The sequence below is a fragment of the Mesorhizobium amorphae CCNWGS0123 genome, from assembly GCF_001686985.1.
Taxonomy (GTDB): domain Bacteria; phylum Pseudomonadota; class Alphaproteobacteria; order Rhizobiales; family Rhizobiaceae; genus Mesorhizobium; species Mesorhizobium amorphae.
In genome coordinates this window covers 5,184,594-5,204,854 of record NZ_CP015318.1, presented here as the reverse complement: position 1 = coordinate 5,204,854, position 20,261 = coordinate 5,184,594, and the positions used below count along the sequence as shown (strand labels likewise).

The following is a 20,261-nucleotide window of genomic DNA, read 5'->3' as shown; positions in this document are numbered from 1 at the left end:
GTTTCGGCAATTATTCGGCCTTGATGTTCTCCCAACGCTTCAGGAGGTCGGCATGGCTGTCGGTCCAGGCCTTGATGGCCTCGTCCATGGTCTTGCCCTCGTTGACGGCAGAGTTGATCGCGGTGATGTCGGCAAGCGGCACATAGACACTGGCGATCACTTCGCGGGCATGCGGATTGTCGGCGGAGAAGCCCTTCTTGCCGATCCAGTAATAGCTCTGCGGCGGCGGAAAGACTGACTTCGGGTCCTTGAGGAACTTGACGTCATATTTCTGCATCATCCAGGAGGGCTCCCAGATGGTGACGGCGATCCATTCCTTGCGGTCGACGGCCGACTTGAGTGCGGCGGTCATCGCGGCGGTGCTGCCCTCCACGAGCTGCAGTTTCAGGTCGTATGCCTTCACCGAGTTTGTCGTATCGCGCATGAGACCGGATCCCGGCTCGATGCCGACGATCTTGCCCCCGAACTTGTCGGCGTTGTCGTTCAGCTGGTCCATGGAGTCGATGGTCACGTATTTCGGCACCGCCACGCCCTGGAACAGGCCATGCGACACCGGGGAGATCTTCTCGAGCTTCTTCTTGTTCTTGTCCCAGTAGTCCTGGGCGACGTAGTCCGTCTGCGAGGCAAGGATCTGGATGTCGCCCTTGCTCAGCGCGGCGTAGGCGATGCCCCATTCGGAAAAGTCCACCACCTTTACGGTGTAGCCGGAGTCTTCGAGCACCTTTTTTGTGATGCCGGTGATGGGGGTGAGGTCCTCCCAGGACATCGTGCCCACGGTAATATTCTTTTCTTCCGCCTGAGCGGACAGCATGGTCATTCCGACCATCGCGGCAGCGCAGAGCGCTTTCCACAACGTCTTCATTTTACTCACTCCTTATTTTTGTTCCCATTTCACTTGAAGACTTCGCGGTCGGCTCCGCCTTCATATTGCGCGGCGAGGGCTCATCCCTCGCGGCCTGCACGCAATTCCTGCCATCGGATCACGGTGTTGACGCCGAGCCACGCGAGCGGCTCCGGAGGGAGGCGCGCGGGCTCCGGCTGATCCGAGAATTCATCGAGCATGTCCGAGCGGGTACCGGTCGCCAGATCGGCGGCCATGACGCCCGCAAGCGTGCTTTTCACGGTTCCAAGACCGTTCTCGCAGCACGCGGAGTAGAGGCCTTCTTCGATTTCGCCGAAGGCGGGCACATGGTTCCGGCTGAGGCAAAGCCGCCCGGCCCAGACGTGCTCGAAGGACACGTCCTTGAGGTCCGGAAACCTGGCGTCCAGGGATGTCCGCTGCTCGGCGGCGATCCCGGCCAGGCGTTTCTCGCTCACTTGAACAGTCCAGTCGTAAGTGAACCGGGTCCGGATCACGATACGAGAGGATCCGTCGGTGGTGATCTTCCTGACTGTCGCACCCATCGGATCAGCCGGAAGCAAGGCCCACCTGTCCTTGCCCGTGGACCTCGAGGTGAAGGGGGCCGTCATCGATGCGTAGGTGAAGATGTGCATCAAGCGGCCGCGGAAATGGCCGAAATCCTCGATGTGGCCATTGATGCCCAGGATGACTTTCGGCGCCGTGACGCTCCCGTTGCGCGACACGGCCTTCAACATCCCGCCCCGGCTGTCGAGTTTGAGCACCGGCGAGTGCTCGAATATGTCGGCCTTCGATGCCAGCCCGGCGGCGAAACCGCGGATATAGTCGGCGGGCTGGATCATCACGGCGCCCGGCGTGTAGAGACCTCCGAGATAGTAGGACGATCCGGTAATCTCCCGCATCTCGCCCGCATCCAGGAAGCGGTGCTGTTCGCCGATGCCCTTGAGCGAGCGGCCATAATTCGCGTTGAGCTTTATTCCGCGCTCCGTCGCCGCGGCGTTGATCTTGCCTGACGGATCGAAGGTGCGCTCGGACATGTCGTATTCCGCTGCGACGTCGGCGGCGAAAGAGATCGCAAAACGGTTCTGAGCGATCTCCACCTTGGTCGCGGTCTCGTCGGCGACGGAATACTCGCCCGAGGACAGATTGTGCGGCACGTCGATCATGTAGCCGGAGTTCCGGCCCGAGGTGCCTTTGGCGATCTCTCCCGCCTCCAGCACGACGATCCTGTCGTCAGGCCGGAGTTGAGACAGCCGCCGCGCGGCGGAGAGACCCGCGAAGCCCGCCCCGATGACCAGCCAGTCGGCCTTCACGTCGCCGTCGAGCGTCCGGACGGGGAAGCTGCGTCTGCTGATCGCCTCCCAGCCCGAGGTTCCAGATTCCGCCGGAAGACGCTTGACGACGATTTCGTTCATCGGATGGTCTCGTCGACCGAGCGATCCGAGACGTCGATCCAGACCGTCTTCAATTCGCAATAGTTGTCATGCGCGAAGACCGACTTGTCGCGTCCGCCGAAACCGGATTCCTTGTAACCGCCGAAGGGGGTCGTCGCGTCGCCTTCGCCGAAGCAGTTGACGGTCACGACACCCGCCCGGATCTCGCGCGAAAGCTTGATCGCCTTGCGCAGGCTTCCGGTGTAGACGGACGCGGTCAGGCCGTAGTTGGTGTCGTTGGCGAGAGCCACAGCCTCGGCAAGCGAATTGAACGTCGTGACCGAAAGGATCGGTCCGAAGATCTCCTCCTGAAAGAGACGGCTCGAAGGCGTAACGCCATCGACGACGGTCGGTTCGATGTAGATCCCCTTGTGCGTGCCGCCGCCATGGACGACGGAGAGCTTTTCGGTCTTCACGTCGCCGAGGAAGGATTTCACCTTCTCGAAATGGTTCTTGCTGACGAGCGCGCCGATGCGGTTTTCCGGGTCGAGCGGGTCGCCCGTCTTCCACTCGCGCATATAGGCGCCGATGCGTTGCAGCAATTCGTCCTTGATCGTGGCGTGGACGATGAGCCGCGACGTGGCCGAGCAGTTCTCGCCCATGTTCCAGAACGCGCCGTTGACCACCTGTTCGGCGACGAGGTCGAGGTCTTCGGCGTCTTCCAGAACCACCGCCGGGTTCTTGCCGCCGCACTCGAGAACGACGCGCTTTAAATTGGAGTCCGCGGCGTAGCGCAGGAAGCGCCGACCCGTCGGCGTCGATCCGGTGAACGCCACCATGTCGACGCCCATATGCATGCCGATCGGTTCGCCGACCTCCTTGCCGCCGCCCGGGACAACATTGAAGACGCCTGCCGGGATACCGGCCTCATGCGCCAGTTCGGCGACACGAAGCGTGGTCAGCGTCGTTTCCTGGGCTGGCTTCACGATCACCGAGCATCCGGCGGCAAGTGCCGGACCGATCTTCCAGGCCAGCATCAGCAACGGGAAATTCCACGGCAGGACGCAACCGACGACGCCGACCGGCTCGCGCACGACCATGGTCAGCGCGTTCGAGCCCACGGGAGCTGTGTTGTCGTAGAGCTTGTCGATCAGTTCGGCATGCCAACGGATGGTGTGGATCGTATCCGGAATATCGACGGTCTGGCATTCGCGGACCGGCTTGCCGCTGTCGAGGCTCTCCATGACCGCAAGTTCGTGACGGTTGCGCTCCAGGAGCTTGGCGAATTTGAGCAGCACGGCCTTGCGCTCGCCAGGCGAGCGGAGATGCCAGCGGCCGTCATCGAAGGCTTGCCTGGCCTTGGCCACGGCGAGATCGACGTCCGTCGAGTCGCATGCCGCGATCTCGGCAAGCGTGTCGCCCGTCGCCGGATTGGTCGTCTTGAATGTCCTGCCGGAATTGGCAGGACGGAACGCCCCGTCGATGAAGGCATTGGTCGGAAACTGGATGCTCGCGGCGATCGCCTTGTATTCGGCAGCGGTCAAAGGTTCATGCATTGTTTGCTCCCGACGTGATCTGGGCGACCGTGCGCTTCAAGGTGGCGACGACAGTCTGGAGTGTTCGCTTCTCTTCCGAATTAAGCGGGCGCAGCGGCGCCCGCACCTGGCCCGCGTTCAGCCCGATCAGCTCACAACCGTGCTTGATCGACTGGACGAACTTCCCGCATTCGAGGAAATCCATGAGCGGCAGCATCGCGGTCATGATGGCGCGGCCCTTGTCGAAATTCCTTTCGAGCACGCAGGCTTCGTAGAGCGCGACATGCTCGCGCGGGAGAAAATTGGAGCCGGCGCAGACCCAACTCCTGGCGCCCCATGCAAAGAATTCGAGCGCCTGATCGTCCCAGCCGCAAGAGAGCGAGATATGGGGGAATTTGCGCGCCAGCAAATGGAGGTTGCCCATCTCGCCGGAGCTCTCCTTGATGGCCACGACATTCCTGGATTTGCCGACGCGGGAGAAATAGTCCTCCCTCATCGTCACCCCCATGCGGGCCGGATAGTTGTAGAGCATGATCGGAAGGTTCGCCGCGCGGTCGACCGTAAGCGCGTGGACCGCATTCTCACGCTCCGTCGGCAAGGCGTATGGCGGCGACGAAACAAGGATCGCGTCAGCGCCGATCTCCTTCGCCGCCTTGGCGTATTCGACCGAGTCCTCGGTCCTGGTTGCGCCCGTTCCAATGATGAGCGGAAGACGGGTGCCGATCACCTCCTTGGCGTAGGCAGCGAGATCGAAGCGCTCCTGGGCGCTCTGGGCATAGTATTCACCCGTCGATCCGCCAACGATGATGCCGTGCACGCCGGCTTCGATGAGCGACTCGAGCACCGCCGCGAAGCCGTCACGATCGATCTGCCCGTCGGGGCCGAGTGGCGTGATGGCCGGTGTGTAGATACCTTCGAACTTCAAGACGATTTCTCCATCGATCCGGCAGGCGCTTCGACGAGCGCGTCTGCCTTCATTCCTTGCGGCGCGATGAACATCTCCATGTTCTCGCGCGAGAGTTCCCAGTGTTCGAAAACAAGATCGACGACCGTGTCCTCGTCGTGCGAGCCGATGGCTGCGATGAAGCCATCATGGTGTTCCACGGCGAGCACTAGGCGCCGGCGCATGTCATCGTTGCGGGGCCGGAAGAAGGTGTGGCCGATCCGGGCATGGTCGATCAGCAGGCGTCCGAGACTCGGCTGCAGATAGGCGTTGCCCGACATCTCGCCGATGATTTCGTGGAAGCGATTGTTCTCGAGGACCATGGAGAGCACGTCGTCGGTGACGCTTGCCGTGCGGAACCGTTCCTGCGTGTCCTTGAGGTCGGCAAGCTGCTTCTGCTTGAAGTTCTGCACGGCGAGACGGCCGATCGCGGCATAGATCATCGGCGCGACCAGGAAGAAGTGCCGGAGCGTCTGATGGTTCATGGGGATGACGCGCGCGCCGCGGTTGGCCCGGATATCGATGTAGCCCTCACCCTCGAGGCGACGAAAAATTTCCCGAACAGGCGTTCTGGAGAGGCCGTAGCGCTCGCTCAGGCTCACTTCGTCCAGATCCTGATCGGGGTCGAGTTCCATCGTCAGAATCTGACGCTTCAGATCGTCGTAAAGACCGTTCTTTCCGCTCTTCACCGAGGCCTCCTGCTGTCTGAATTCTCGCGACAACGGCTTCCATCGACCGTGTCGACGGCAGGAGATTTGCATGCTCAGGAGAGGGAGTCAACAAATTGTATAATCTTTGTACACAGAAATTATACGCGATGAGTACAATTGATCAAGGTCGGCCGGGAACCGCCGACGGTTGGCGGTCGGCCAATTCCAAAGTGCCAAATGAGATTTTTCGTCGGCGCCGGAGATGGCGCGCAACGACTCATCGATGATGCAGAGCAGACGCTACGCAGATGCTATGGAGCGCATCCTGCCTTGTCGCGTCGCGGGCGAGAGCGCGTTTGAGCTCCCAAAGGGGAACTCTCCGATTAGGCCATCGGGGCGGTCAGGCGTCAGCCTTCTCGAAGAGAGGCGGAGCCTTCACGGGTTCGAGCCTGATGTAGCAAGGGTTCAAATCCTGCTTGAGCTTGTTCAACTGCATGCGTGCCTTGGCACGAAGCAGAGGGTCGATGGGCTTGTCGGATCGATCCTGCACCGCGCTCAAGACCTTCGCCGCTTCGTCAATCTGCCGAAGTTCCGCCAGGCAGCGGCCAAGGCCGTACTGTGCCCCGGGCAGCTCCGGATTGAGCTCAAGCACCTTGCGGAAGGCGTCCGCGGCCTCGGAGTGGCGACTTAGCGCCTGCAGTTCAATGGCAAGCCGCGACCACGCCTTGACCGAATTCGGTGCGATCTCCACGAGGGAGCCAAAGGTATCGGCGGCTGACCAGTGATCCGCCTTGGCCGCGAGCAATTGACCCAATCCGTACAGGGTGCGAGCGTGGCGAGGGGCGACCTCGAGAATCTGGCGATAGGCATTTTCGGCATTGGCCAGCTTGCCCGCCTCGTGGAATTTGGTCGCCTGCTCAAGCACGCTTGCCACGGATCTGGCGTCAAGCCGGTCACCGAGATTTCGGCCCGTCCTCGTTTTGACCAGAACACAATGAATCCTGGTCTCCTCGACACCGAATGAATATTTGTAGGACTCGTTGCCGCGCAGGAAATCGTAGCTGCGGAAGCCCTGCTCGATCGCACGGCGAATGCAATAGGCATGCAGCACAAGTCCCGGCGGGATTTCGTTGGCGGTCTCATCGCGTCCGGCAAGGTGGAAGAGCATCGCCTTCTTGACCGGGTCGACCAGGAACGCCAAGCCTGCGAGCGGTTTGTCGCGATGCCAGAGAATGGGCAGGAACAGCGTCCCGCTCTCGAAGGCATCCTTGAACAGTATCCGGTTGGATCTCAAAAGGCCGGGCAGAAGGTTGCCCTTCCGCGGCGCCCATTTGATGCGCCACATTTCGAGGATGATGCCGATGTCGCGGTCGATCGTCGAGGCGTCGGCATGGGTGATGCGAAATTCGTCCGACCCGTCCAGTTTGCGCAGGAAGCGCCTGATCTTCTGGCGCGTGTTTGAACTGATCTTCTGCTCGAGATAAGCGTCCCAATTCCCCGGCAGGTTGGTGGCCGGGCAGATGCAGTTGTCGACATTGTCGGTCTTGTTGACGCGCTGCATCCTTTGGGCGGTCAGCCGCTTGTCGGCAAGGTTGTCGAGCAACAGGCGGCGGCGCTTCTCCGACATGCGCAGATTTTCGAGATGCAGCTTGGCCCAGTTCATCTTCATGAGATGTTTGGCAAGCGCCGGGATCGCGCGGTCGGCAAAGCCTGGCGCGCAAACGATGCCCGTATAGTCGGCCGCGTAGTTTGCGCCCATGTTGATTTCGTTGTGGCAAAAGCCGGTCTTCTTGTTCAGCCTGGTGCGGAGCCGCAACGGCAGCAGGGCGACATAGGGAGACCCTTGCGGTCCCGACCGTGCCGCCAGAATGGACCAGGCGCCTTCAAACCGGCCAAGGTAGGACGACAGGAACGTCCAGGACAGAAAGAACTGGGCTTCGGGGTCCTTCTCGTAAAGATCGTCCCAGTTCTGCCTAAGCCCGTTGAGGCCCTCCCGTGTCGTGATGACATCGATATGCATGGTTCCCCCCCGAATTTGTCCCTTGTTTGCGAAGCTCACTGTTCCATGAATGCCCTGGCCATGCTGTCGGCGATCGGCTTCGTCAGGTAGCTGAAGAACGTCCGCGACTCGGTTTGCACCAGTATTTCGGCAGGCATGCCCGGCGTCGGCGTAAAGCCGTGCGCCTTCGCCAGTTCGCTTGCCGGCAAGCGTACGCGCGCCAGATAGACCTCCTTGGGCGTGGGGCCGGTCATCTCAGGCAGCGCATCGGCCGAGACGTAGTAGACCTCGCCTTCCAGAACCGGCGTGGTGCGCCGGTTGAGCGCGATCAGCCTGATCGAGGCCTGCTGCCCGACCTTGACGTTGTCGATGTCGGTGCGAGGGACTTGCGCCTCGATGACCAAAGGCACGTCTGAAGGCAGGATCTCGAGGATGGCCTTGCCGCTCTCGATGACGCCGCCGGCTGTGTGGTAATGCATGCGTATGATCGTGCCGGGCACCGGCGCATTGATGGTGACACGGCGAAGCACATTCTGCGCCTCGCGTGACTGCTCGCGCACCGCGTCCAGTTCGGCCTCCAGGCTCTGCAATTCCTGGAGCGCTGCCTGGCGGTAGGTGTCCTTTGTCTGGGTGATCTGCTGATCGAACCTGACGATCTGTTCGCGGTTCTCGGAAACCTCCGCCAGCATCTTGCCGATCTGGCCGTCCGCGTCCGCCATTGCCCGCTGGATCGCCTTCACCTCGGTTCCGCGGATCAAACCCTGGTCGAGAAGCTTTTTCTTGCCCTGGTATTCCTCCTGGAGGAATTGCAATTGCCGCCGGACCGACGAAATCTGTTCCTCGATCCCTTCGTTGCGGAATTCCATCGCCTTCTTGTTCTGGTCGAACAGCCCTATCTCGCTGTCGCGCTTGCGTTCCGCAGCCTCGAAGTTGAGTTGCTGGCTCTCCATGATCGGCGTGACTTCCGGGTCGTGCCGGTTGTCGAGGATGATCGATGGAAACTGGATCCCGGCGCTGCCTTGCACCTCGGCATTCAGGCGGGCGGCGATGGCCTCGAGCCTGGCCTTTCGCAGGAACAATTGCCGTTCGTTGGTCTGGGCGGCGGTTTCGTCAAGCCTGACCAGCGGCTGATCGAGGCGGACATGGTCGCCTTCGCTGACCAGGATTTCCTTGATGATGCCGCCTTCGAGATGCTGAATGACCTTGTTTTGCCCCGTGGCAACGAAACTGCCTTGGGCAACGATGGCGGATGCCAGCGGCGCCGTGAAAGCCCATGTGCCGAAGCCACCGAAGGCCACCGAGATGAGCAGGACGCCAACCACGGTCTGTTTCCAGATCGAGCGTGGCACCTCGGAGTACCACTGCATGTCGTGAACTTTTGCGATCTCGGTTGTCATTTTTGATTACCCGGCTACTGGATCTGATGACCAAACGCCCCGCCTTCGATGCTCAGCCCGCGGCTCGCCAATGCCTGCAGCACATCCTGGCGCATGCCGAACAGGGCGACGGTGCCGTTGACGAGCAGGAGGATCTTGTCGACGCTTTTGAGCAGGGAGGGGCGCTGGGTGATGGTGATGACCGTGATCTTGTGTTCCTTGGCGTGCTGCAATGCGCGCTCGAGTGCCGCGTCACCCGCCGAGTCCAGGTTCGAGTTCGGCTCGTCGAGCACGACCAGGCGAGGATTGCCGAAAAACGCGCGGGCGAGGGCGACGCGCTGCTTCTGTCCGCCGGAAAGTGGCGCTCCGTCGGCAGCCACGAAGGTCTCGTAGCCGTGCGGCAAGGTGGAGATCATTTCGTGGACGTCTGCCAGTGCTGCTGCCTGATAGATTTCGGCATCGGTCGCGTCATCGCGCATGCGGGCGATGTTGGCCTTGATGGAGGCCGGAAACAGCTGAACGTCCTGTGGCAGATAGCCGATGTTCTCGCCAAACTGGCGCGGATCCCAGTTGCGCAGATCCATCAGGTCCAGCCGGACGTTGCCTGATGTGGGCAGGATCGAGCCGACCAGCATCTTGCCCAGGGTCGTCTTGCCGGCGCCCGAATTGCCGATGATCGCCAAGGAGTCCCCCGGCGAAAGCGCGAACGAGATGCCGTTGAGCACGACGCGCTTGGTTCCCTGCGGCACGAAAAGAAGGCGTTCGACGTCAAGCCGGCCCTCGGGGCGGGGCAGGTTCAATCGTTCGAAATTGAGCGGGGACGACTGCAGAAGCGAAGCAATCCGGCCGTAGGCTGCGCGGGAATGCACGACCTGGTTCCAGCCCTCGATGGCGCCTTCGATCGGGCCCAAGGCCCGGCCGGCGATGATCGATGCGGCAATGACCATGCCGCCGGTGAGATGGCCCTCGATCGACAGATGAGCGCCCCAGCCAAGCATCGTCACCTGGGTCAGAAGCCGCACCGCCTTCGATATCGAAGCAAAGACGATGTTGCGATCCTGTGCGATCACCTGCGCGCGCAGGGAGTTTGCCGTGTCCTTGCCCCAGATCCGCACCGCCTCGGGAATCATGGCCAGCGCATTGATGATCTGGGAATTGCGCGACATCGAATCGAGATGGATGTTGGCCTTGCTCTGATGCGAATTCGCCTCGCCGAAGGCCGCCGCCGTCGCCCGCTGGTTGAGAAGCGTGATCAGCAGGAGCAGCAGCGCCGAGGCCATGACAATGAAGCCCTGGTGCGGGTGGATGAGAAACACCGCCAGCATCATGAAGGGAGCCATGGGCGCGTCGAGGAACGACAGCAGCGTGCCGGATGTCAGGAATGACCTCAGCTGCTGCAGGTCACCGAGGACCTGATACTCTTTGCCGTTGCTGTTAAGGGAGGCTCTGGCCGCGGCACTGAGGATCGGTGCGCCTAGCTGGGCCGCGACCTCGACCGCCGTGCGCATCAGGATGAAGCGGCGAAGCGCATCGAACACCGCCTGCAAGACCACCGCGCCGACAATCACCACAGTCAGCATGATCAAGGTGTCGGCGGAACGGCTGGTAAGAACGCGATCCGAGATCTGGAACAGATAGATCGGGATCGCCAAGACCAGCACGTTGCATGCGACCGTGAACAGCATGACGATGAGCAGGTTTTTCTTGACCGCTCGCAACCCGGCTTTGAGAGAAGCGCCGAAATCGACCGGGCCGAGGCGTTTGTGAAAGACGCCGCCACCGTCACCGCCTCCGCCGCCGCGCCGGCCGCTGTCGTCGTCGCGGGGAGGCGACCCGCCGCCCTGGTGCGGTTCCTTGGCCTTTATCGGACCCGTGTCGCCTTCTATGACGATCATGCCCGGTGTTTTGGGGACGTCCTTCATCTCGGATGTTTTGGGAGAAACAGGTGTCCCAGGCGAACCAGGTGCTCCGGGCGAACCAGGTGTTCCGGGAGCACCAGGTGTCCTGGGAGCGCCAGGTGCTGCCTTGGCCAGCGGTTCAGCAGGCCGTTGCAGCACAGGCTCCGGTCTGGCCGCTGGCGCGGCCGAAGCGCCTTGGTTCTGCGCCGTCGAAGCTGGCCTTGGCTCCGGCTTTGGCGCCGGCCACGGGAACCTGCTCTCGCGTGGGGGCTCGGGCGAGGCCGCGGCATTGACCTCCCTGGCGCCGGCCGTGGTGCTCTGGCTTGGTTGCCGGGCCGGCTCCGGGCGGGCTGGTTCCGGGCGGGCGGGCTGGCCGGAGGATTCAGCGGTCGCCTTGTCGCTGGCGGGCGCCGGCTTCGGAGTTGGCACGGTGGCCGGTGCCGGCGCGCCATCGGGACGCGCCTGGGCGGACGGGACGCTTGAACGCGCGGTCGTCTGTCCTGCCGAGATCGCTTTGTCCTCAAGCCGCTTCTCCTGCATGGCGGGCGCAGGCGCGGCAGGATCGGCCATCGGCTTTCTCGCCGTCACGGACTGTGGATCCACGGCTGGGGTCGCCGCCGTGCCGGCTGGCTTGATCTCGCCGCGGCTTGGCGCAGGCGCAAGCGTCGCTGCGATGGGTGGCGCCGATGCTCCGGCGGCTGGCGCCATCCTGGCCTGGGGGGCGACGGCAGGCGGTTTGGCCTGCTCTGTTGCGAGGGTGCTCTTGCGACCAGCAGCCTCGGTCGCCTGATTGCGGGATTCCAGCTCGGCCTTCGCCGCCGGCCGGGCTGCGACGTCGTGCAGTTGGTCGACAACGGTGTCGATCGCCTTCATGGTCCGGTCGATAGCCCGCTCATGCTGGCGCAAGGCGTTCGAAAGTGTCTTGCGGGGTGCCGCGGAACTCGCGTTTTGCGGTGCCTGGTCGCCCTCCTGCAAGGCTGCTTCCAGATCCTCGGCAAACGTCTCCCAAGCCAGATCGCGCTCGTCGGTCATGATATCCCCCCGGATCTCAGATCAGGCCAAAATTGTCTGCATGCCGTCCGCCTGGACGTGGTCCGGCGTCGGCATGATCGGATGGTCTATCTGCGCGTCGTCGTCGGTGGTGTCGTCGGCCAGGAAGGCAACCGCCTCGTTCACCAGAGCGTCCGGATTCTGTCCGCCGAGTTCCGGATCGCACGAGATGATGTCGGCCTGGATCAGAATTTCCTGCGAATAGTGCTCGCCGCCCACATAGGTCTTGTCGGTTCCGTCGACGTCGACGATGCCGGCAAAATTGGCCACCTGGTTGCCGCCTGTGGTGACTGTCCATTCCGCTTCGGGATGGGCGACGAACTGGTTCATCGCCAAGGCAACCTGGTCGCTGTCGCCCAGCACGTTCGTCTGGGAGACGTATTGCACATTGAGCAGGTCGCCCGAAATGTAGAGGACCCGCAAGTGACCGAGACCGTGGAACGCCGGGTCCTTCAGGATGTCGCCAGGATCGCCATCCTTGCCGGCCGCCATGTCATGTGCCGCCTTCAGGTAAGACGCGGGCAATGCCTCGAAGTGGTTCTGCCCGCCAACGTTGATGATTGTCGCGTCGTTCCACATCAGGTTTCCGGCGGTCGAGTAGGATCCCTCTCCGGACGTCTCGAAGCCATCCACCGCGCCGATGAGATCGTTGTCGATCAGGACGTTGAGCTGGTGGATGATGTTGGCGTCATAGATGTTGCCGCCGATAATGATCAGGTCGTAGTACTGGCCCAGCTGATTGATCGATATGTCGTTTATCTGGGTGTTGTCGCCGGTGCTTACCATGGTCCTGACGCCGGACGAGGACAGGATCGAGGTGTCGTTGTCCATCATGAAGCTGTATTGCTCGAGCCAGTTCATGATGATCAGGTCGCCGGTGACCTGCGTCACCACCCAGGCGGCGGGGAATCCGTCCGCCGCGGTCGGCGCTTCGCTGCCGGCCGACGGATCGATGTGCTTGAACATCGCGATGTTGAAGCTCTCGTCGGGCGCGTTGCCCAACGTCCACCCGTTCAGGCTGGAGCTGACCGCATCGGTGTCGCAGCTCGCGTTGATTTGAATGATGGCATTGATTTCATAGCTGTTTCCGACAACGGCGACGACAGACGTCGTTGTCCAGTTGTTCGTCATGACGGCCGAGTTGATCAGCGTGTTGCCGCCGGCGTCCAATTCGACACCAGGGTTCAGCAAGCCGTTGCCCCAGCCCGACATGAAGTCGGAGGAGTCCGGAGGCGTGTTGTAGTCGTCCTCGACGGCGCCTTCCTCGGCTCCGTCGGAATCGTCGTTCTGTTCCTTGAGGATGTTGAGATGGTCCTCCGCCTTCGGCGCGTCGGCTTCGTCGACCAGCTGTCCGTTGACGTAGGTTCCTTGGATCGGCCCCGAAGCCGCGTCCGGGTGCAGCACGAAAACGCTCGCTTCGCCACCATAGCTGTCGGAATAGGCCGCGATACGCTCGCTTGCGGTGATGACCGTGGTTGCGATGTCCTCGGCGGAGCCTGGCCTTGCCAGATCATCGAGCGGCGACAGTTCCGCCGCGGTGTTCATCAGGGACACCATCTGGCTGCCATCGTCGAGCGTCGGGGTGAATATCAGGCCGTGCCCGCCAGCGCCGACATAGTCGTTGTCGGACAGGCGGATCTCCTGGTTGATGTGAATGGCGACCTCGCCGGGCGGTTCGATGTGCGGCAGGGTCATGTGGCTGCCGAACCCCGGCAGATGCGGGATGTGAAACAGGTGCTGGCCAGGGCTCAAATGGCCGGCGTTCGGAATTTCGGGAGGCGTGTACCAGAAGCTCGTGCTGACGGTGTACGGCACCAGTTCCGGCTTGAGCCCCATATACGGAACATGCGGATCGAAATCGTCCAGCGTGTAAGGCGCCTTGACGTTTATGTTTGTATTGGGAAGGTCGGAGGTCTCTTGCTCAACGGCCTCGGCAATCTTGAAATCGTCGTAGGTCTTAAGCTGCCGTGCTTCCTCGACCGAGATTTCGAGCATTCCTATGAAATGCGAAATAGCTTCGGTGATCTTGTCCAGCTGCATGGAATACACGGTAGCCTCCGTATCTTGAGATCATTCGCGCTCGATCGGGCGGCATGTCTCCCGGATGGAAGGACTGCGCGGAAAACTCCGCGCAGTCCGTAGCTGTCTGACTTCCTGAGAAATCAGTCGTGCAACCAATTACGCACCAGTGTTGTCGCCGGCGTCTTCGCCAGTCAGCGTGTTGGTGAAGTTCCCGCCAACCACGGTCTGATCGACCAGGTTTTCTTGCAGGTTGGCGCCCATCACGATCTGCTGGTTGAAGGCACTGACGTCGATCAGGCCGTCGGCCGAAGCATTGCTGGTGCCGGTCACGAAGCCGTCATCACCATTGTTCGAGCCCCAGCTCCCGCCGTCGCCGCCGGCGCCGCCGTCACCATTGTAGGCGTAGCCGCCAGCACCACCGGCACCGCCGTCGCCAGCGAGGGTGAACCCACCCTTGGCATCGCCGCCGTAGCCATCGGCCCAGGCGCCGCTCAGCGCATTGCCGCCGTCACCGCCAAACGCCCCTGCGAAGCCGCCGAGGCTGTCGCCACCGGTCGCGTCGCCACTGGTGGCTGTGCCACCGGTTCCGTCGCCGCCCGTGCCGCCAGCACCACCGGTGCCTGCGCCCACGCCTGCGCCGTAGCCTGCGCCATAGCCTGCTCCGAGGGCATCACCGCCATAGGATTCGGAGTCGCCGCCATCGGCATCGGCGTTGCCGCCGTCGGACTTGGCGTTGCCGCCGTCAGCATCGGCACCGCCGCCGCCGCCGCCGCCACCACCACCGCCGCCACCGCCGGTGGCATCGCCGGCTTCGCTCTTGGCGTCGCCACCTTCACCGTAGTTCAGGAGCGACAGCTTGCCATCGACATCGAGGCCGTCGCCGCCGTCCGACTTGGCGTCGCCGCCGGTCACGTCGCCGCCATTGCCGCCGTCGCCGCCATTGCCGCCATCAGCCTTGGCATCGCCGCCATCGGCCTTGGAGTCACCGGCTTCCGCCTTGGCGTCGCCGCCGTCTTCCGACTTGGCATCGCCAGCTTCGGCCGCGCCGACACCGAGCCCGAGGCCGAGCCCGAGACCGAGGCCGAGGCCATCGCCGCCGTTGGCGTTGCCGCCGTCGCCGGTGCCGCCCTTGGCGTCGCCGCTATCGGCGTCACCGGCCTTGGAGTCGCCGCCGTCGGCCTTGTTGTCGCTCTTGGAGTCGCCACCGATGGCAGCACTGAGCGCCAGGCCACCCTTGCCGTCGCCGGCTTCGATGTCGCCGCTCTTGGCATCGCCGCCATTGCCGCCTTCGCCGCCATTAGCCTTGGCGTCATCGCCGCCGTCGCCGCCGCCGCCGCCAGCCGAGATGCCGTCGCCGGCCTGGGACTCGCCACCCTTGGCGTTCAGATCAAGCTTGAAATCGGCGTCGTTCTTGACGGTCGCGTTGTCGAGCTTGTCGTTGTCGTACATGTTGAGGGTCTGGTTGATGATCGACGCGGTGTTGGTTCCGTCGCCGGTCATCGAATTGTTCAGGATGTCCTTGAACGTGACGTCGTCACCAGGATCATAAGAGACGTTGCCGTCCTTGTTGTTGATCATGGTGTCGATTTTCATGTCGCCGCTGGAATAGATGTCGGCGAAATCGTCGTCCGAGTTTCCGAGCTCGCCTTCAAGCTTGACGCCAACATCGACGTCGACGTCGACCTTGGTCTCGTTGACGTTCTTGTTCTCGTTCGAGTTCTCGTTCTCGGACTTGTTCGAGTTGGAGTTCTCGTTCTCGGACTTGTTTTCGTTCTCGTTCGAGGCCTTGTTCTCGTTCGAGTTTTCGTTCTCGGACTTGTTCTCGTTTTCGTTCTCGGACTTGTTCTCGTTCGCGTTTTCGTTCTCGTTCTTGGCGTCGTTGGTGTTTTGGTTCTTGTTTTCGTTCTCGTTTTCGCCGTCGCTGCCGCCGATATCGAATTCGCTGTCAACGATCTGCAAACCGAATGCATTGATGTTGTTCTTGTCGAGGTCGAGAGACATGATCGTGTCCTCATTTGAGGCCGCGACTGCCGGACCGCATTCTTCTCTTACGCGGTCTTGAGCTGTTCGCGGACGTTGCGTTTAATGCGGTGAATGGATTGTCGGACCGAGGGGACTGAGGTCCGAAATCCGACTTTCATCATAAGCTTGCTTGAGTACCTCCCGTTGACTGGGGAGGGGCAGCTTGATCAGGCAATGCCCGGTCATCGCGCCGGATCGTCAAAGATCCGGTCGCTCAGCTACGGCAAGGCCTGGGAGCTCCCCGCTCCTGTAGTGAACACGGGAAGTTTGTGGCCACGGGGGGTGAATTGTAAGCTGACAGTTCGGGCTAGCCCGTTCAATGGAATGGGGCGAAAGGTATTGCAGCCCTCTAATGAGCCTGAATTTCGCAATGATTTGCTGTCGCTGTCGTGCCGTTGGACGCCGCCCGCCTTCGAAGCGACGTGGCAAATCGGCAATAGCTCCTCCGAACTATATCAGGCAGGGCTAACTTAGTGTATAAGTCGTTAAGGCTAGCTGTTTTGCGGGGTAGAGGCCCGCGATATCGAAGAAGGAAAAAAACGAGACCGAACAGTGGTCTAAAGTGGTCTAGGTGGGGTGGCAACCATGTCAAACGTCAATGTGCGTAGCACCGTGGGTAGCGGTGTGGGAGAGAGTTGGGCTCGCAGAATTCTACTGACAGTTTCCTCGGCCGACAGCTTTCCAGAATGTCTTGTATACGCAATCGAGAGGGAATTTCCCTCCATAGCGGTGGAGCAGGCTACAAGCCTGGAAGCCGCATGCGCCACGTTCGAGCATCCCGTTTGCTTGATACTTGTCGACACTGAATTCCTGGACAGGATCGGCGATCATGCCGCCGATCTCATGCGGTTTCATTCGGCAGCACCTGTCGTTCTGGTGCAACACGACAGCCGCGCTCCCGTTTCCGTCCAGGAGGTCTTCGATTCGAAAATCGTGCGCAGTGTGCTGCCGATGGATCTGAAACTTGATGTCTGGCTTTCCGTCATCAGGCTCGTGCTTCGTGGCGGAGAGTATTTTCCGCTGGCCATGTTTCAGTCCTATGCGAAGGGCTCTTCCGACAAAGCTCCAGATGTCGGACGGACTCTTCAAGCGACGAGCAGCGATGGCGGTTTCGATGAGATGGGCGAACTGACCGAACGGGAATTTCAGATCCTCGAGATGGTCGCCCGGGGACTGCAGAACAAGATCATCGCTGCGGCGCTCCGTCTTTCCGAACATACGGTCAAGATTCATCTGCACAATATCATCACCAAACTCGGCGCCCACAACAGGACCGAGGCGGCTGCGATATTCCATGATCGAAAGGGTACGTTTCTCAACGACATGGAACGAGCAAGGCCGCCGCGCCTTTCTCAATCTTCGCTCTGAGTCGACGATGCCCCGCTTTCAGGAGGTTTTGCTCCTCGTTGGCCAGTTGAATTACACCTGGACCAACACTGAAAGCCTGCTGATTTATCTGATTGCCGGCCTGGCGAAGGTCGACAAGGAAACGGCAATCATCATTTTCCTGACTCTGAACACAACTCGGGCGCGGATCGAGCTGGTCGAGCGATTGGCGAAGATGCCGAAAACGTTGGCGCCATGCCGCCAGGCAGTCCTGACTGTTACCGACAAACTTACACGTCAAGCGAAGTTGCGAAATAAATACAGCCATTGCATCTATTCGTTCGACGAAACCGGGAATCATGCAAGCACGCAACTGATGCGCATCGTGGATGGCAAGGACGAGGTAAGGTATGGCAAGATTGAAGAGATAGACGAAAAGGAAATAAATAAAATACACGATTCTATCGAGAGCATAAGAGATATAAACAAAGATATTTGGTCAATTGTTGAAGAAAATTCGTTTCCGAGGTGAGGCGTACCTATCTTCGCGGTCACCAAAGCCCCAGCTTCAGAGGCTCAAGATAATCCCAGGTGGCCTCGCTGCAGGCGATCCGCGCAAGCTGTTGCGCTCTTCGTGCGGGCCGCATCTACTCCGCGGCGCGCGCGGCATGCTGAAAGGTTTTCAAGGCAGTGTCGCGGAGGGCGAGAGCTTGGGCGTGGCCCGGCGCCAGCCCGATACAAGCATCCAGACTTGCGAGCCCTTCTTCAATGCGGTCGAGCTTCACCAGCGCGAGACCGCGATTGTAGTGCGCCGCGGGCACATCGGGCCTGATAGCTATTGCCTGGCTGAGCTGACGTTCCGCATCCTCATATCTCCGCTGCTGAAGACAAACCACGCCAAGGAGATAGCGGACATCAAAATGCCCAGGCTCGATATCCAGAATCTCGCGATACATCTTTTCAGCGTCAGCCAGGTTTCCGGCCTGGTGCAGGCGAGCGGCGGTGCTGAGATCTTGCGGCAAACGGGACCGGCGCGCGGTATCCAGCTGCTGAAGCAGCTGAAGTGCTCCGGCATGGTCCGGATCGGCATCCAGGATTTGCCGGCAGGCGCGCGCGGCGCCTACTAGGTCGCCGGCCTGATGGAGCGCTTTTGCTCGCGCCAGCACGACGGGCAGGCTCCGGCCCTCCAGCCTGTCGCGAAGATTGCGGCGCGTCGCGGTGCTCACGAGAAGGCATTCGACCCTGCGCTCGAGACCGCCGAAATCATACTTGTAGGAAAAGTCCCCGGTCTGCAGATCATAGACGGCAAAGCCGTTCTGAATGGCCCAGCGTATGCTGTAGAGGTGGAGCGCAAAGCCTGGCGCCGGCTTTTTGATCTCGAGATCACGCCCATTGAGCATGCCGATCAGCGTCCGGTTTTTCCGATCGATCAAGGTGGCCTGCGCGCCGATCGGGTTGTCACCCTGCCAGAGGACGGGAAGGTAGAGGGCATCATCCTCGAAAGCGCACCGCAGCATATTGCGGAAATTGGTCATCATGGCCTGCGGCAGGCCCGGGTGATACCGCGCCGCCAACTTGGCGCCCCACTGGTTCTCCCAGAACTGAAGAAGCGTCTGCAGATCGCGTTCCAGCGTCGCGGCGGTGACATCGGTGACCCGATACTCGGCCGCATCGTCGATTGCCCTCAGCGTGCGCCTTGCGGTCTTGCGCGTCGCGGCCCCCAGCCTTTCGTTGAGGAATTCCTCCCAGTCGCCGGGCAGATTCACATAGACATAGATGTCATGATCGATGTGATCGCCGTCGTCCGGGCGCCTTACCTTGCCGGTCTGGAATTCAGGGGCCGCAAATTCCCCCAGAAAGGCGTCCAGCCGCCGCTGCGACGCAAAGATGTTCTCGAGGTGCAGCTTGGCCCAGTTCAGCTGCTTGGCGTGTTCGGCGAATGCGCGGATGACGGCATCCTGAACGTCCGGATCGCAGATGAAGCCGGCGTAACCGGCGAAGTAGCCGCCTCCGGTCCTCAGTTCGTTGTGGAATGCGCCGTCCCTGGCCCTCTCTGTTCGAAGCTGCAGGGGGAAAAAGCCGACATAGCCGGATGCATCGTCTTCTCTCGCGCCCAGAACAAGCCATTGGTAGCGAAGCCGCTTGAACCAGCCCGCCATCCACGTCCAGGACATGAAATACTGAGCTTCGGGATCCGCCTCATAGACCGCATCCCAATTGCCTCTCAGCTGAACGAGAGTATCGAAGCTATCGATGACATCCACACGCATGGCGTTGACCTGTGCTCAAAGAGCGTCGGCAATAGGCGCTGGTCGCGGTCTGAGCTATTTCCCCCGAACCCGTGGCAAAGCCAAGGAATTGCCGCTCATGGTCCCATGGCGGGACTGGCCTTGCAAGACGATCAAAGGATTGAGCGATCGCGAGACAGCCGGGCGCGAAATCCTGCCGTCAGACCGGCAGGGGCAATACAGCCTATCTGGCCCGGGTAGCCGGCCCGAGCGGCTCAGCTTTTGAATCGCCAAAACGCGATAAATGTTTGTTTTTGCGCAATTCCGGACGGAACCCTGGTACGCTTTTCCTGAAATTGCCTTAGGAGGCGATCTGCGTCCACTTGCCGTTTTGCGACTGGGATTGCCGGGCAAAGTAGTGATAGGAGGTCTGCGACCAATTCCTGACGGCGCCGCTGCGATTGTCGAGGATCAGGTCACCCTTGTCGGTGCGAACGGTAAGCACCGTGTGTCCCTGACCGCCAAGCGTCACGACCGTCAGCAGAAGGGCTGAGGCCGGCCAGCCGCGCTTCATGAGTTCGCTCTTCTTCAGGATCGCGAAATCCTCGCAATCGCCTTCCTTCGTCGGGACGCGCCAATCGTCGGCGCTGCCGGCGGAAGCGTCGCTCCGCTCTTTGATCCTGGCGTTGACGGAACTGTTCACGGCCTGCAGTTCAGCCCGGCGCGCCGCTGTGAGCTCAACCTGCTTTACCTGCCCGCCAGTGCTGCAAAGCCGTGGCTGCCGGGCGCAGAAGGGACGAAAGGCGGGCGGTGCAAAGGCGTAGCCTTTGGTGACCATCATGGCCGCGCTGCCGGAGGTTTGCATGGTTTCACTGCAGCCGGCCATGGCCAAGGCTGCGGCAATGAGCGCCGCCAAACGAATCACGTTGTGTCCCCTCGAGTTCGTCGTCGGAGATTATGCTCGAGGAATATGGTAAATC

Annotated in this window: 14 protein-coding genes; 2 read left to right on the top strand and 12 right to left on the bottom strand. The window is 61.3% G+C overall.

Annotation, left to right across the window (positions count from 1 at the left end; genetic code table 11):
* Nucleotides 1-10: 10 nt before the first annotated feature.
* The 10 genes from A6B35_RS24435 to A6B35_RS24390 all read right to left on the bottom strand — a co-directional run bounded on the left by A6B35_RS24435 (nucleotide 11) and on the right by A6B35_RS24390 (nucleotide 15,706).
* Nucleotides 11-862 carry a glycine betaine ABC transporter substrate-binding protein gene (locus A6B35_RS24435; RefSeq protein ID WP_006200192.1) on the bottom strand — a complete coding sequence of 284 codons (852 nt, stop codon included), beginning with the start codon at nucleotides 860-862 and terminating at the stop codon, nucleotides 11-13.
* A gap of 80 nt (nucleotides 863-942) precedes the next feature.
* Entirely contained in the window at nucleotides 943-2,274 is a 1,332-nt protein-coding gene (locus tag A6B35_RS24430) for an NAD(P)/FAD-dependent oxidoreductase (protein WP_006200193.1), read from the bottom strand.
* Nucleotides 2,271-3,788 (bottom strand): aldehyde dehydrogenase, encoded by a 1,518-nt coding sequence (locus A6B35_RS24425; protein WP_006200194.1) that lies wholly within the window; start codon nucleotides 3,786-3,788, stop codon nucleotides 2,271-2,273. Before A6B35_RS24425 ends, A6B35_RS24430 begins: the two co-directional genes overlap by 4 nt.
* The gene (locus A6B35_RS24420) at nucleotides 3,781-4,692 is read right to left on the bottom strand and encodes a dihydrodipicolinate synthase family protein (RefSeq protein ID WP_006200195.1); all 912 of its coding nucleotides are present in this window, start codon (nucleotides 4,690-4,692) and stop codon (nucleotides 3,781-3,783) included. The genes A6B35_RS24425 and A6B35_RS24420 overlap by 8 nt, the downstream gene beginning before the upstream one ends.
* Complete coding sequence (locus tag A6B35_RS24415) at nucleotides 4,689-5,345, bottom strand: GntR family transcriptional regulator (protein WP_244425867.1); 657 nt, start codon at nucleotides 5,343-5,345, stop codon at nucleotides 4,689-4,691. Before A6B35_RS24415 ends, A6B35_RS24420 begins: the two co-directional genes overlap by 4 nt.
* A 415-nt stretch (nucleotides 5,346-5,760) precedes the next feature.
* On the bottom strand, nucleotides 5,761-7,380 hold the full coding sequence (locus tag A6B35_RS24410; RefSeq protein WP_006200197.1) for a GNAT family N-acetyltransferase: 1,620 nt from the start codon (nucleotides 7,378-7,380) through the stop codon (nucleotides 5,761-5,763).
* Between the two features lie 35 nt (nucleotides 7,381-7,415).
* Nucleotides 7,416-8,756, bottom strand: coding sequence for an HlyD family type I secretion periplasmic adaptor subunit (locus tag A6B35_RS24405; RefSeq protein WP_006200198.1), 1,341 nt, complete (start codon nucleotides 8,754-8,756; stop codon nucleotides 7,416-7,418).
* A gap of 14 nt (nucleotides 8,757-8,770) precedes the next feature.
* Nucleotides 8,771-11,062: a type I secretion system permease/ATPase gene (locus A6B35_RS24400; RefSeq protein WP_425277645.1), complete on the bottom strand. Its 2,292-nt coding sequence runs from the start codon at nucleotides 11,060-11,062 to the stop codon at nucleotides 8,771-8,773.
* Between the two features lie 624 nt (nucleotides 11,063-11,686).
* Nucleotides 11,687-13,732: a type I secretion protein gene (locus A6B35_RS24395; protein WP_139032174.1), complete on the bottom strand. Its 2,046-nt coding sequence runs from the start codon at nucleotides 13,730-13,732 to the stop codon at nucleotides 11,687-11,689.
* Between the two features lie 129 nt (nucleotides 13,733-13,861).
* Entirely contained in the window at nucleotides 13,862-15,706 is a 1,845-nt protein-coding gene (locus A6B35_RS24390; RefSeq protein ID WP_006200201.1) for a hypothetical protein, read from the bottom strand.
* 606 nt (nucleotides 15,707-16,312) lie between these two features.
* Here A6B35_RS24390 and A6B35_RS24385 point away from each other — a divergent pair.
* Both A6B35_RS24385 and A6B35_RS24380 read left to right on the top strand, forming a co-directional pair.
* Complete coding sequence (locus tag A6B35_RS24385) at nucleotides 16,313-17,095, top strand: response regulator transcription factor (protein WP_081482058.1); 783 nt, start codon at nucleotides 16,313-16,315, stop codon at nucleotides 17,093-17,095.
* Nucleotides 17,096-17,102: 7 nt separating this feature from the next.
* On the top strand, nucleotides 17,103-17,585 hold the full coding sequence (locus A6B35_RS24380) for a hypothetical protein (RefSeq protein ID WP_040582028.1): 483 nt from the start codon (nucleotides 17,103-17,105) through the stop codon (nucleotides 17,583-17,585).
* 115 nt (nucleotides 17,586-17,700) lie between these two features.
* On the opposite strand, the gene A6B35_RS24375 is transcribed toward A6B35_RS24380, so the two are convergent.
* Nucleotides 17,701-19,323, bottom strand: coding sequence for a GNAT family N-acetyltransferase (locus A6B35_RS24375; protein WP_006200204.1), 1,623 nt, complete (start codon nucleotides 19,321-19,323; stop codon nucleotides 17,701-17,703).
* 319 nt (nucleotides 19,324-19,642) lie between these two features.
* Nucleotides 19,643-20,167: a transglutaminase-like cysteine peptidase gene (locus A6B35_RS24370; protein WP_050900695.1), complete on the bottom strand. Its 525-nt coding sequence runs from the start codon at nucleotides 20,165-20,167 to the stop codon at nucleotides 19,643-19,645.
* Between the last annotated feature and the right edge of the window lie 94 nt (nucleotides 20,168-20,261).

Coding starts and splice junctions, on each gene's coding strand:
- A6B35_RS24370 (WP_050900695.1), bottom strand. CDS start 20,167: ATGGCCGGCTGCAGTGAAACCATGCAAACCTCCGGCAGCGCGGCCATG.
- A6B35_RS24375 (WP_006200204.1), bottom strand. CDS start 19,323: ATGCGTGTGGATGTCATCGATAGCTTCGATACTCTCGTTCAGCTGAGA.
- A6B35_RS24410 (WP_006200197.1), bottom strand. CDS start 7,380: ATGCATATCGATGTCATCACGACACGGGAGGGCCTCAACGGGCTTAGG.
- A6B35_RS24385 (WP_081482058.1), top strand. CDS start 16,313: ATGTCAAACGTCAATGTGCGTAGCACCGTGGGTAGCGGTGTGGGAGAG.
- A6B35_RS24380 (WP_040582028.1), top strand. CDS start 17,103: ATGCCCCGCTTTCAGGAGGTTTTGCTCCTCGTTGGCCAGTTGAATTAC.
- A6B35_RS24425 (WP_006200194.1), bottom strand. CDS start 3,788: ATGCATGAACCTTTGACCGCTGCCGAATACAAGGCGATCGCCGCGAGC.
- A6B35_RS24435 (WP_006200192.1), bottom strand. CDS start 862: ATGAAGACGTTGTGGAAAGCGCTCTGCGCTGCCGCGATGGTCGGAATG.
- A6B35_RS24390 (WP_006200201.1), bottom strand. CDS start 15,706: ATGTCTCTCGACCTCGACAAGAACAACATCAATGCATTCGGTTTGCAG.
- A6B35_RS24415 (WP_244425867.1), bottom strand. CDS start 5,345: ATGGAACTCGACCCCGATCAGGATCTGGACGAAGTGAGCCTGAGCGAG.
- A6B35_RS24430 (WP_006200193.1), bottom strand. CDS start 2,274: ATGAACGAAATCGTCGTCAAGCGTCTTCCGGCGGAATCTGGAACCTCG.
- A6B35_RS24405 (WP_006200198.1), bottom strand. CDS start 8,756: ATGACAACCGAGATCGCAAAAGTTCACGACATGCAGTGGTACTCCGAG.